The organism is Vibrio sp. HS-50-1, assembly GCF_024747315.1.
GTDB classification, from domain to species: domain Bacteria; phylum Pseudomonadota; class Gammaproteobacteria; order Enterobacterales; family Vibrionaceae; genus Vibrio; species Vibrio diabolicus.
The window spans coordinates 1-13,264 of the sequence record NZ_JAMPZF010000005.1 but is presented as its reverse complement, the minus strand read 5'-3'; the positions used below and the strand labels follow the sequence as shown (position 1 = coordinate 13,264).

The following is a 13,264-nucleotide window of genomic DNA, read 5'->3' as shown; positions in this document are numbered from 1 at the left end:
ATTCAAACCCATCATTTTATACCAAGTGCTTTGTTTTTGTTACCGCATTGCAAGAATTTCCCTAACGAATGGATTTCTTATTTTGAGCTGACCGGAAACTTACACGGTTAGGGTATACACTTTTGTTATTCGTTAAGAATGACGAAGTGTTTTCTATGCGAGTTAGAAACGCTTTGTTTCCATCGTCTTAAAAGTTTGACGAGTACAATTTTTAATACACTAAGTTGCTTTACATGGACATCTGCATTCTGTGTAAATAGATGCATGTGTGAAAATTGCCTTAACATCACATGAACTCTAACAAAACTAGGCTTTAGGGCAGTATATGTCTGGGGAAAATGACACAAATGAGATTCAACGTATCTGAATTGGCTAAAAACGTATGCTACGCCGCCGCGTTGTGTGCTATGAGTTTGAGTGCTAATGCCGCGCTGAGTTTGGAAAAGCAGCGTGAAGTTTATGAGCAAGCTCAAGATTTATTAGATAAAAATGACATCGACGGATACCTTTCGATCCGTCCTAAAATTTCTGACTATCCACTGACGCCTTATGTGGACTACCGAACGTTTATTAGACAGTTACCGGAAAAATCGCCACAGCAGGTGAACGAATTTATTTCGGAGCACGAGTCGTTTCCTTTTTCTCGTCGTGTGCGCGCTCCATACCTCAACCATCTTTATAAGCAAAAAGATTGGAAAACCATTACTGAGTTTCAAAAAGTCATTCCAAGTGGCGAGCGTTACCAATGTATTTTCTACGTGGCTCAGTTAGAGCAAGGTAAGAAAGTCGCCGCGTTTAAAGGGGCTGAGCATATGTGGTTGCGTGGCAGAAGTATTGCCGATGAGTGCGATCCATTATTCGCAGCATGGGACAAGGCCGGTGAACGTACTGATGAATTAATTCTCCAGCGTATGCTACTGGCGTTTGATGCACGTAATGGCAGTTTGATGAGTTACTTACTTAAATTGCCTAAATCCTCGCAGGCAAGGCAACAAGCGAAAGAAATGAAGGCGTTGTTTGATAACCCTTCAAGCGTTGCGGAGTTCGCGAAGAAAAAACCGGCTAATGATTTTAATCGAGCGCAAAGCGAATATGCGTTGGAAAAGCTAGCTCGCATGAATACCAGTCAAGCGCAGAGTGCGTATGATGCCGTCATTAAAGGGCAGAAGTTTTCTCCAGAAAAGGCGCAAGCCCTGGCTGACTATATCGCATTTCGATTGACCCGAACTGAGTCTGAGTCACTAGCTAAGTGGCGTGATGATAAAACGAAAACCAGCCAGTACTTACCGCTCATTGAAACTCGCATTCGCTTAGCGATTCAGAACGCGGATTGGAAGGGCGTACAAGAGTGGATTGCCGTTCTCAATAAAGAAGAGCAAGCGTCGCTTCGCTGGCAATACTGGCTTGGACGAAGTGAAATTGCGTTAGGTGATGACATCGCAGGGAAACAGCGTTTAGCGACTTTGGTCGGGCAGCGAAACTTTTATAGTGTGGCAGCCGCTAATGCGATTGGACAATCAATCAAATACCCTACGCATACGGTTAAGTTTGATAAGCGAGTGGTTCAACCCTATCAAGACTCGTTAGTTCGTATTGAAGAGTTGATCGCGACGGATAAAATTGCAGCAGCGAAAAGTGAATGGGCACATTTATTGCGCCGCGTAGGGAAAGATGAAAAGGCGATGCTGGCGGCTTATGCGTCTTCTAAGCGTTGGCATAACCTAACGGTGACCGCGAGTATTCAAGCGCAGATGTGGGATAATATCGAACTGAGGTTCCCGATTGCGCATCGCTGGTGGTTTAACTTTTATGCAAAAAAACACAACATAGATCCCGTGACGATGATGTCCCTAGCTCGACAGGAAAGTGCGTTGGATGTCGAAGCCCGTTCTCCAGTTGGTGCTCGTGGTCTTATGCAGATCATGCCCGCTACAGCGAAGTACACGGCACGTAAATATAAGTTGAGTTATCAAGGTACGCAGGATCTCTACAATGTGGGCAAAAATATCGAAATTGGTAGCCATTATTTGCAAGGCTTATTAGAGGATTACGATAATAATCGTATTTTTGCTCTTGCTGCTTATAATGCAGGTCCTAACAGAGTAAAAACGTGGCGAGAGCGTACCCAAGGAAAAGTGGATGCTTATGCCTTTATTGAGGCAATTCCATTTAGAGAGACACGCGGTTATGTACAAAACATCCTGATGTTTGAAACATATTACCGTGATCTTTTGGGTATCGATGGCGCGTTCTTGAATCAACATGAGATCAATACCAAGTATTGAGTGAGGTAACTTGATGTCGCACGAACCCGAGTACAAAGACTGGCAACAGATTATTGAGCTAATTCGAACTAGCATGGACAGTGAGCAAGATGACATGCTGTTAACCATGCTGATGTCACGTGATGAGAGAGAATCATTAATATCACGCGTTAATATTATTAACGAGCTTCTTAAAGGAGAATTATCTCAACGCCAGATCAGCCAGATGCTTGGCGTGGGTATTGCCACTATTACTCGTGGCTCTAACGAGTTAAAGTCTAAATCTGATGAAGAGAAAGACAAACTCAAGGTTTTGTTAGAGCAAGTTGCGGTATCTAAGTAGCCAGTGATTCCAATTCGCCTTTAGGTATTGGTATCACTAGTGGTTAAGATAACGTGTTAAAAAGGGCGGATATTTCCGCCCTTTTTCGTACCTAGCGAATGGGGGGGAGCGTTATAAATTTGAAGGGAAATGCTCAGGGTTTGTGAAAGGAATCAGAGCCAGAATCAAGGCTTGATGGTAAACCGAACTTCGAGTCAGCTGGTTTTGGGTGAGCAGGCTGATGGCACCACCTTTCTGTTTGATGTTCTCGGTACCAAACACCTCATCCATGACATCTCCCAGCTCATTCGCATGCTTGAGTTTGTCCAATACTTTAGGCGGCAGCATTAAGCTCGCAGAGCGAGATTCACCACGGTGAGTATTCGATTCAATCACCATCCACGCAAACGTCACGTTTGTTTCAATTCCCGCTTCAAGTCCGACATAGTACTCCGCGTTTGGCATCTCTACTTTTGCGTTTTTAACGCGGTTTAGTGCACCGCGATGAGTTTCTTCATCAGTCATAGGTTGATCTGCGACCTCACTCGGTACACTGACGCCAACGAAGTTGAACTCTTGGTGCGGAAATGCACTGTTAAATGCACTTTGAACGGCATTAATTTTAGCTGGGTTTAGCGATGCGATTACGACTTTTTGGGTTGCCATGATCTTTTTACTCACTGATGTCTATTAACTCAATTTTACTTGGGTAGGCTTTACGTTTTCACTAGGGTAACAGCCTAATACTTTCAAGTGTTTAGTGATTTTTGTTAGCTCTTCTAGTGCCTGTTGCATTTCTGTCGAAGCAAGATGGGATTCCAAGTCTACGTAGAACATTTCTTCCCATGGGTTCCCCATAATTGGACGTGATTCTAGCTTGGTCATATTGATGCCGTAACGTTGCAGCACTAATAGTGTTTCAACCAATGAGCCAGCCTCTTGGGAGGTCGACATGATCAAGGTGGTTTTTGCTGGAATCTGAGTTGAAACCTCAACTGGTTTGCGAGCAACCACGATAAAACGAGTATGGTTCTCAGTTTGGTTTGCGATGTTGCCTTGAATTGCTTGCAAGCCGTATAGCTTACCGCTTGATGCATTACCAATTGCAGCAACATCATCACGATCCATCTCTTGGACTTTTTGCATTGCATCTGCTGTGCTGGCGCAAGACTCCAGTTTTACACCTTTCATACGGCTTAAAAACTCACTGCACTGTTGGTGTGGCTGAGGATGTGAATACAGCGTTTTAATGTTTTCCAGACGAATGTCTTTTTTCGCAACCAAGCAGTGCTCGATTGGTTGAGTTAGCTCTCCAACGATGTACAGCGTCGTGTGTTGTAGTAGGTCGTACACTTCATTAATAGAGCCTGAACTGGTGTTTTCGATAGGCAGAACACCATAATCAGCATGGCCCGATTCTACTGTTTGAGTCACTTCTTTGAAGTGTTCGCAGTTGAGCTCGATAAGTTCTGTATTTTTACGGCTGAAGTATTCGCGGCTTGCCAAGTGCGAGTAAGAGCCTTTGGCTCCTAAGAAAGCGACGCGAGCAAGTGGCTTACGACTTTGTTGCGGGTTAACGAGGTTTTGCAGGTAACTTTGCTGAAGAAGCACTGAGTCTTCAATGATGGTATGGAATAGTTTAGTGATGTACTGCGCGTCGAGTTCGTATTTATCTCGGCCATTAGAAATCAGCTTAACTAATAGTTGTTGTTCTCGAACGGCATCACGAACGGGTTTTGAGGTTTGTACTTTGCTTTTGGCTACTTCAATGCTGAGTTTACGGCGCTCAGACAATAAGCTGAGAAGTTGGTCATCCAGCTCATTCAAGCGCAAACGAATTTCTTCGAGGGAAATAGGTTGGTCAGTCATCAATTCTTTCCTTATAAAAAAGCCTCCCGATTTGGGAGGCTTTCTGTTTGTTTTTGACTTTTCTTTCACAAACGAGTTCGCCCCTCCGACTATGGGAGGAAAAAGAAGTCAAAAATAAACAGTGAGGTTAAATGCATAAATAGTGCTTAATTTATGAGTGTTTAAACACAATAAGCAAGGCAGGGGAGAGCGTCAAGCAAAAAAATAGCGCCTTTCGGCGCTATTTCCTCAATCTGGTCAGTTTACTCTTCTTCTTCCACTAGCTCAGGCTTATTTGCACGTCGAGCTTCAGGTTTGTGGGTCAGCTTGTTCAATTGTCGTTCTAGTTTTTGCTCCACTTCGTTGATAGCTGCGTAAAGATCTTCGTGAGTTGCTGAGGCAATGAGCTGGCCTTTAGGAACTTTAATAACCGCTTCGAATTTCTTCTGTTTGTTTGGTTCCTCACTGAAAGTTGCTTGGCAACCAATTAGGTCTACTTGCCATTTCTCCAGTTTTTTAAACTTGCTCTCAATATGAGCTCGGATTGCAGAGGTGATTTCGATGTTTTTGCCAGTGATATTCATTGTCATAAGTGTTTTTCCTCTGTTGCATCCCTCATGGGTTGAGTTCAGATTACCGCTTTAAGTATAAAAAAATGTGACTCAGATCATTATTTTGTTCGGGTTTTTTATGATGAAAAATGAATGTGATCTCACTCAAGATCTGCTGAGATTTATCGTGAAATTGCTTGTTATCGGTTAGTAAATCCGTAGATTGGATAGAGTACTCAGCTGAAAACGTCTTCGTTTTTAGGGAAGTTTTACGGCCTAATATTAGAGGTGGTTAAAATTTAACTATACGTAAAGTGTGATGATAGTCACTGAGTCTCTCAGACGAATTTATTTACAAAGCCGCTTATTGTACAAGCGGCTTTTTTGTGTCTGGCGTTTGACTGACTTTTCGTAGCGGTATCATGAAGAAGGGATCCTTTGGAGCCAGTGATACCCGCTCTAGATTTTTGACCTGGTCCAAACTTTCTAGCTGTTTGTATATAACGTAATAGCGATTAATACTGGTAACGTATCCAACCGTTGAGCTTAAACTTTTCCGCATAACGACTTCCACGTTATTGAACCAAACATTAGGATCGTAGCCTTGCTGGGCTGCACGTTTACGAATTCGTTCTACATTCCCGGGGCCAGCATTGTAAGCAGCTAAGGTAAAGTAGAGTTTATTTTCCGCCGTAATAGCAGGATCACTGAAGTACTGCTTACGCAAAAATGCTAAATACTTCACGCCAGCATGAATATTGTTTTCTAGCTGCCGAACGTTTTTGATATTGATATTAGGGTCTCGAGCCGTGCTGGGTAGAACTTGCATTATGCCGACTGCACCTCGACTTCCAACGAGGTCGTTATTAAAGCCGGACTCTTTATAAGCGACGGCTGCGATCAGTAAATAGTCGATATCGTACTTCTCGCCATAGCGTGAAAACAACGTAGCAAGCTTTTCTAGTTGAGCAATTTTGTTGGGGTTAAGGGCTTTGTTTAGCCAACCTGTGTTATCGATGTATTTTCCGTAAATGACGTTACCGAGCAGTGTCCCAGAACGAGATTTCTGAATAAACTTGTTCACGACGGCTTTCAAACTTGGGCTGTTTTCCCGCATTGCCCAAGCGATTTTACCATTTTCACGAATAGGGATTTCTGGGTGAGCTCGAATATCATCCATGACTTTAAGCCAAAGTTTGGCTTTATGACTATCGAGAACAATGGCTTTGACGTAGCCGTTATTGAGCATCCCAACCAGTTCGTAGTCTTGCAGTGTTTCTTCAATAAAATGTACGACAACGGGTGGCAAGCCTTTTTTATTTAGCTTCTTATTTAGTGCTTGAATACTCTCAAAGTAGCTAGAACTGGCACGCACCCAAATCTCTTTGCCGCTCAATTGCTCGATTTTCGTCATCGTTGGTGTGCTTTTGTTTGTCACTACCCACTCTTGAATGTCAGTGAGGATGGGTGAACTGAACTCCACTTTCTGTTTGCGCGTGTCGGTAATAGTCAGGTTGGCGACAACTAAGTCACCTGAACCGTTTTCTAAGGCTGGCAGTAGCTGGTCGCGGGCAACAGGAATAATTTGTACGTTAAGCTTTGGTTTGAGTTTACGAAGGTCTTTTTCGAAATGCGCAAGCAATTCCGCGCCTATGCCTTTTGGTGTACCGCCCTCAATGTAGTAAAAGCCTAAATCGGCAGAAACTAAGACGCGCAGTACATTCTTATCTTTGATGACATCGAGGTCCCCAGTGTAAGGAGGCTGTTTGAGCGGCGAGATTTGCAGTGCGCAAACGGAAGCAGACAATAGGAGCAGCATAACTGCGCAAAGCTTAGATATCGTCACGTTCACATCCTTTTTATAAAGGGGGGAGGAGAACTTTAAGCATATGTGGAGCTAGGAAGATCATCAAGAAAGGGCTGAATACACTATTGAGAGTAATAAAAAACCGCCACGGTAAAAACGGTGGCGGTTCAGTTTAAAGCAAGTTCAATTACTTCACAGGGTTGAGCTCGATAAGCTTTTCAGTTCTTGCTACGGCGTCTTCCAAACCAAGTTGCTTGTAGGCCTCTAGCTGGATAGTCAGTGACTTACGTGCAGCTTCTGTGTCTGGATACGCTTTTTGTAGCTCTTGGCTGCGATTAATAGCAGCGACCCAAGCTTCACGGCGAAGGTAGAAGTCAGCAGTCGCTAAATCATAGTTCGCTAGACGGTTTTTCAGCGCGACCATACGTTTTTGTGAATCTTCTGCATATGGGCTATTCGGGTAGCGTTGAAGTAGTTTTTTGAAGTCATCAAACGCTTTTTTTACCGGTTCAGGATCGCGATCGCTTCGATCTACGCTGAATAAATCATGCATAAAGTTACGATCTTGCGCCATGTGGCTTAGACCTCGCATGTACAGCACCCAATCCATCTTTTCATGGGTTGGGTTTAAACGCATAAAGCGAGAAATGGTTGCCAAGCCCAAAGCAAGGTCGTCGTTTTTGTAGTACGCATAGATTAGGTCAAGCTGCACCTGTTCTGAGTAGGCACCGAATGGGTAACGTGAGTCTAATGCTTCCAGTTTCTCAATTGCAGAAAGCCAATTACCACTTTGAAGAGAAATCTGTGCGTCTGCATACAGTTCCGAAGGCGGGACATCAGGAACGATTTCTTCTTTGTTTGCACATCCAAACAGAAGGGATACCGCTAAAAGGCCTGTTAAAGTCTGACGTTTCATATCAGGAGTCTGTTCCTTGAATCTAAATATTTCTTAAGCTGCCGTTACTTTCTTTCCAGTAACAGATACAATGACGTAATAGTCTATTTTTTCACAGTCGTGAGCATTAGTCTCACAGTTTTTAAAAAAGTTCGATATGGCTCAGCAGATTGTATTAACAAATACCGTAAAAGATAGCCAGTTAGGTCAACGTTTAGACCAAGCTATCGCCGAATTATTCGCGGACTTCTCTCGCTCGCGCCTGAAAGAGTGGCTGCTTGATGGGAAAGTTCAAGTTAATGGTGAAGTTGTCACCAAACCTCGCACCAAAGTAATGGGCGGCGAGGAAATTACATTGCAAGCCGAGTTAGAAGATGAAGAACGCTGGGAAGCGCAAGATATCCCGCTAGATATCGTTTTTGAAGATGACGATATTATCGTTATCAATAAGCCTCGTGACTTTGTGGTTCACCCAGGTGCCGGTACGCCAGATGGTACGGTGCTTAATGCGTTGTTGCATCATTACCCTGATATCGCAGAAGTGCCTCGTGCTGGCATTGTGCACCGTCTGGATAAAGACACAACGGGTCTGATGGTGGTGGCGAAAACCGTTCCTGCACAAACTCGTCTGGTTCGCGCACTGCAAAAACGTAATATTACTCGAGAGTACGAAGCGATCGCTATTGGTCGTATGACAGCGGGCGGTAAAGTGGACCAACCTATTGGTCGTCATTCTACCAAGCGCACGCTTATGGCGGTAGCACCAATGGGTAAACCAGCGGTAACGCACTACCGTGTCGCTGAACGTTTCCGCGAACACACACGTATCCGTCTGCGTCTTGAAACGGGTCGTACGCACCAGATCCGTGTGCACATGTCTTACCTCCAGCATCCGCTGCTCGGTGATATTGCATATGGTGGACGTGCTCGCATCCCGACAGGTGCTTCTGAAGAGCTAACGGCAATGATCCGTGGCTTCGATCGCCAAGCATTGCACGCCGTAATGCTACGCTTTGAACATCCAATTACGGGAGAAGTACTTGAGTTCCATGCCCCTGTGCCTGATGACATGGTGGCGATGACCGAAGCGCTTCGTCAAGATACGGAAGAGCACGGTTTACCGGAAGAGTTCTAAGATGAAGACAATCATTCCGAATTGGCGTGCGCCTAAAAATGTCAAAGCTTTTGCCTCAACACGTATAGGCGGTTTTTCGACAGGCCCTTATCAAGGGCTAAATTTAGGTACTCACGTTGGGGATGATTTGTCTTTAGTAGAGAAGAACCGAGCTTGGTTGGCGCAGCAGGCGAACATGCCAAATGCGCCAATCTGGTTAAACCAAACACATTCGACCGTTGTGGCTCAAGCAAATGAACCAACAACACAAGTGCTTGATGCGGACGGTGTATTTACTTCTTCAAGCCATGTTGTTTGTTCAGCGATGACCGCCGATTGTCTACCTGTATTATTGACTAATACACAAGGCACGCAGGTCGCTGCCGTTCATGCAGGTTGGCGCGGCTTAGCAAATGGTATTGTCGAAAATGCATTAGCGTTGTTTTCAGGTGAAGTGATAGCGTGGCTTGGGCCCGCTATTGGGCCTGAAGCTTTTGAAGTCGGTGAAGATGTTCTGCAAGCTTTTGTTGATGTCGATTCTCTGGCACATCAAGCTTTTATGCCACGAGAGGCTAAAGGTAAATGGTTGGCTGATATGTCAAAGCTGGCAACGCAACGTCTAAATCGAGCTGGTGTGACACAAGTGTTTGACTCTGGACTTTGTACTTACCAAGATAAAGCCTCTTTTTATTCGTATCGCCGTGATGGTAAAACTGGTCGGCAAGCCACCTTTATTTGGATTGAAGATTAGTTATAAGCACTAAAGTGCCAAGATGCATAGTGCTATTTTTGCAAAGCTATCTTTATTCATTCACTCCCTTGAAATTCCTCCTCTGAGTATCCATCTTTCTAACTGTCAAAAGAATTTCCTTTAGTTGAGGTTAGGAAGGTAGATATGCGTCTTGATCGATTCACAAGTAAGTTTCAAATCGCTATCTCTGATGCTCAATCACTAGCGTTAGGGCGCGATCATCAATATATCGAGCCAGTTCACCTAATGGTGGCTTTGCTTGACCAAAATGGCAGTCCAATTCGTCCATTGCTTACTATGCTGGATGTGGACGTAACGCATTTACGCTCTAAATTGAGTGAAATGCTAGATCGATTACCAAAAGTCAGTGGCATCGGTGGAGATGTACAGCTCTCTAGTTCGATGGGCACGTTGTTTAACCTGTGTGACAAAGTGGCGCAAAAGCGTCAAGACTCCTATATCTCGTCTGAAATCTTCCTGCTTGCTGCTTTAGAAGATCGCGGACCACTGGGGCAATTACTCAAAGAGATCGGTTTAACAGAGCAAAAAGTTAGCCAAGCAATCGAAAAGATCAGAGGTGGTCAAAAGGTTAATGACCCGAATGCAGAAGAACTTCGCCAAGCATTGGAAAAGTTCACCATTGACCTTACCGAGCGAGCCGAACAGGGCAAACTGGATCCGGTTATCGGCCGTGATGATGAAATTCGCCGTACCATCCAAGTATTGCAGCGCCGTACTAAAAACAATCCTGTGATCATCGGTGAACCTGGCGTAGGTAAGACCGCAATTGTTGAAGGCTTAGCGCAGCGCATAGTTAACAATGAAGTACCAGAAGGCCTGCGTGGTCGCCGCGTGCTGTCATTAGATATGGGCGCACTGGTTGCTGGTGCTAAGTACCGTGGTGAATTTGAAGAGCGCTTGAAGTCGGTATTGAATGAACTCGCTAAAGAAGAAGGTAATGTCATTCTATTTATCGACGAGCTCCATACTATGGTTGGTGCGGGTAAAGGTGAAGGCTCAATGGATGCGGGGAACATGCTCAAACCTGCATTAGCCCGTGGTGAACTGCACTGTGTTGGCGCAACAACACTGGATGAATATCGTCAGTACATCGAAAAAGATGCGGCGTTAGAACGTCGTTTCCAAAAAGTGCTGGTGGATGAGCCGACCGTTGAGGATACAGTGGCGATTTTACGTGGCTTGAAGGAGCGTTATGAGCTTCATCATCACGTTGAAATTACTGACCCAGCGATTGTTGCAGCGGCGAGTTTGTCACATCGTTATGTTTCTGACCGTCAACTGCCAGATAAAGCGATCGACTTAATCGACGAAGCGGCTTCAAGCATTCGTTTACAAATTGACTCTAAGCCAGAGTCATTAGATAAGCTTGAACGTAAAATCATCCAACTTAAGATTGAGCAACAGGCGCTTAGTAACGAGCACGACGAAGCGAGTGAAAAGCGTTTGAAAGCGCTTAATGAAGAACTCAATGAAAAAGAACGTGAGTACGCTGAACTAGAAGAGGTTTGGAATACAGAAAAAGCCGCACTTTCTGGCACTCAACATATTAAGTCTGAGCTTGAACAAGCTCGTATGGATATGGAGTTTGCTCGCCGAGCTGGTGATCTAAACCGCATGTCGGAACTTCAATATGGTCGTATTCCTGAACTTGAGAAGCAGTTAGATCTTGCAACCCAAGCGGAAATGCAGGAAATGACACTATTGCGTAATAAAGTAACCGACAACGAGATTGCAGAAGTACTTTCTAAGCAAACTGGCATCCCAGTATCCAAGATGCTAGAAGCGGAAAAAGAGAAACTACTTCGTATGGAAGACGTACTGCATAATCGTGTGGTAGGGCAAAGCGAAGCGGTCTCTGTTGTATCGAATGCCATTCGTCGTAGTCGAGCTGGGCTTTCTGATCCAAACCGACCAATTGGCTCCTTCTTATTCTTAGGTCCAACTGGTGTAGGTAAAACAGAGCTTTGTAAGACACTTGCGAGCTTTATGTTCGACAGCGAAGATGCGATGGTCCGTATCGACATGTCTGAGTTCATGGAGAAACACTCAGTGGCAAGATTGGTTGGTGCGCCTCCAGGCTATGTCGGATATGAAGAGGGTGGTTACTTAACGGAAGCGGTTCGTCGCAAGCCGTATTCGGTAATTTTGTTAGATGAAGTAGAGAAAGCGCATCCGGATGTATTTAACATTCTGCTGCAAGTTCTCGATGATGGGCGTTTAACGGATGGTCAAGGTCGTACTGTTGACTTCCGTAATACGGTTGTGATCATGACATCGAACTTGGGTTCATCTCGTATCCAAGAGAATTTCGCAACATTAGACTATCAAGGTATCAAGAGTGAAGTAATGGATGTGGTTAGCAAACACTTCCGTCCGGAGTTCTTGAACCGTGTTGACGAAATCGTGGTGTTCCATCCTCTTGGTCAAGAACACATCAAGTCTATCGCTTCTATTCAATTAGAACGTTTGGCGAAACGACTAGAAGAAAAAGGATATCAACTAGAGGTTTCTGACAAAGCACTCGATTTGATCGCTCAAGTTGGTTTCGACCCTGTATATGGTGCGCGTCCTTTAAAACGCGCAATTCAACAGAATGTCGAGAACCCATTAGCCAAATCGATTCTTTCTGGTGAAATTGTTCCAGACAAGAAAGTGCAGCTAATCGTTACTAATGACCAAATTCGTGCCCATCAGTAATTGCACGGATACAATAAGAAATGAGATGAAAATCACATTCAAGGGGCCATTTGGCCCCTTTTCTATAATGTTTTAGAACCTTTTGCCTGTTTTCTATACGAATGAACTAAAAAGGTGAGTTTTTTTTTAAAAATGCACTTGTGTTCCTTAATGAACGCCCTATAATGCGCCTCCGTTGTCAAGGGAAAGCAAGTTAAGCGAAGCCTAGACAACAAGGTTAGTGAGTTAAGAATTAACTCGCAGATAAATAACTTAAAAAAGTGTTTGACACGATAAGTTATCTAGCTAAAATGGCCGTCCACTTTGAAGAGAAGTTCAAAGTGTGCTCTTTAAAAATATAGACCTATCAATCTGTGTGGGCACTCGTTGATGATAATCCAATTCGATACTTCGGTATCAAATTAGGTTTCAATGAAACGAAGTGACCATTGAATCTTCGGATTCAGCACAGTCAATTCAAACATTACTTTATGTAATGTTCAGTATTCATTGAGCCGAACAAAATCTTAAATTGAAGAGTTTGATCATGGCTCAGATTGAACGCTGGCGGCAGGCCTAACACATGCAAGTCGAGCGGAAACGAGTTGTCTGAACCTTCGGGGAACGATAACGGCGTCGAGCGGCGGACGGGTGAGTAATGCCTAGGAAATTGCCCTGATGTGGGGGATAACCATTGGAAACGATGGCTAATACCGCATGATGCCTACGGGCCAAAGAGGGGGACCTTCGGGCCTCTCGCGTCAGGATATGCCTAGGTGGGATTAGCTAGTTGGTGAGGTAAGGGCTCACCAAGGCAACGATCCCTAGCTGGTCTGAGAGGATGATCAGCCACACTGGAACTGAGACACGGTCCAGACTCCTACGGGAGGCAGCAGTGGGGAATATTGCACAATGGGCGCAAGCCTGATGCAGCCATGCCGCGTGTGTGAAGAAGGCCTTCGGGTTGTAAAGCACTTTCAGTCGTGAGGAAGGTAGTGTAGTTAATAGCTGCATT

General features: G+C 44.5%; 10 protein-coding genes, 1 rRNA gene and 1 other annotated feature. Of the genes, 6 read left to right on the top strand and 5 right to left on the bottom strand.

All coding sequences use genetic code 11. The features are described 5' to 3' along the window. Positions 1–338: 338 nt before the first annotated feature. Together sltY and trpR are read left to right on the top strand one after the other, a co-directional pair. A complete protein-coding gene (gene sltY / locus NDJ01_RS05215; protein WP_374044590.1) occupies positions 339–2,285 on the top strand; it encodes a murein transglycosylase in 1,947 nt (648 codons plus the stop codon). 13 nt (positions 2,286–2,298) lie between these two features. Beyond that, complete coding sequence (gene trpR, locus NDJ01_RS05210; protein WP_012842123.1) at positions 2,299–2,607, top strand: trp operon repressor; 309 nt, start codon at positions 2,299–2,301, stop codon at positions 2,605–2,607. A gap of 111 nt (positions 2,608–2,718) precedes the next feature. On the opposite strand, the gene yjjX is transcribed toward trpR, so the two are convergent. The 5 genes from yjjX to bamD form a co-directional block, all read right to left on the bottom strand. Then, positions 2,719–3,252 carry an inosine/xanthosine triphosphatase gene (gene yjjX / locus NDJ01_RS05205; protein ID WP_046873939.1) on the bottom strand — a complete coding sequence of 178 codons (534 nt, stop codon included), beginning with the start codon at positions 3,250–3,252 and terminating at the stop codon, positions 2,719–2,721. A gap of 24 nt (positions 3,253–3,276) precedes the next feature. Beyond that, on the bottom strand, positions 3,277–4,455 hold the full coding sequence (gene pheA, locus NDJ01_RS05200) for a prephenate dehydratase (RefSeq protein ID WP_005397485.1): 1,179 nt from the start codon (positions 4,453–4,455) through the stop codon (positions 3,277–3,279). Between the two features lie 12 nt (positions 4,456–4,467). Further along, positions 4,468–4,589 (bottom strand) — a sequence feature (Phe leader region). Positions 4,590–4,697: 108 nt separating this feature from the next. Beyond that, positions 4,698–5,024, bottom strand: coding sequence for a ribosome hibernation-promoting factor, HPF/YfiA family (gene hpf / locus NDJ01_RS05195; RefSeq protein WP_005397484.1), 327 nt, complete (start codon positions 5,022–5,024; stop codon positions 4,698–4,700). Positions 5,025–5,349: 325 nt separating this feature from the next. Further along, the gene (locus NDJ01_RS05190; protein WP_309475423.1) at positions 5,350–6,831 is read right to left on the bottom strand and encodes a lytic transglycosylase F; all 1,482 of its coding nucleotides are present in this window, start codon (positions 6,829–6,831) and stop codon (positions 5,350–5,352) included. A 148-nt stretch (positions 6,832–6,979) separates the two neighbouring features. Next, positions 6,980–7,708, bottom strand: a complete 729-nt coding sequence (gene bamD, locus NDJ01_RS05185) for an outer membrane protein assembly factor BamD (RefSeq protein ID WP_258586393.1) — start codon at positions 7,706–7,708, stop codon at positions 6,980–6,982. A 136-nt stretch (positions 7,709–7,844) separates the two neighbouring features. Between bamD and rluD the strand changes: the two genes are divergently transcribed. The 4 genes from rluD to NDJ01_RS05165 form a co-directional block, all read left to right on the top strand. Further along, complete coding sequence (gene rluD, locus NDJ01_RS05180; protein WP_005385913.1) at positions 7,845–8,822, top strand: 23S rRNA pseudouridine(1911/1915/1917) synthase RluD; 978 nt, start codon at positions 7,845–7,847, stop codon at positions 8,820–8,822. Between the two features lies 1 nt (position 8,823). Further along, positions 8,824–9,552, top strand: a complete 729-nt coding sequence (pgeF, locus tag NDJ01_RS05175; protein ID WP_053808618.1) for a peptidoglycan editing factor PgeF — start codon at positions 8,824–8,826, stop codon at positions 9,550–9,552. A gap of 144 nt (positions 9,553–9,696) precedes the next feature. Beyond that, complete coding sequence (clpB, locus tag NDJ01_RS05170) at positions 9,697–12,270, top strand: ATP-dependent chaperone ClpB (RefSeq protein WP_005397478.1); 2,574 nt, start codon at positions 9,697–9,699, stop codon at positions 12,268–12,270. A 508-nt stretch (positions 12,271–12,778) separates the two neighbouring features. Next, positions 12,779–13,264 (top strand): 16S ribosomal RNA (locus tag NDJ01_RS05165); the annotation flags it as partial.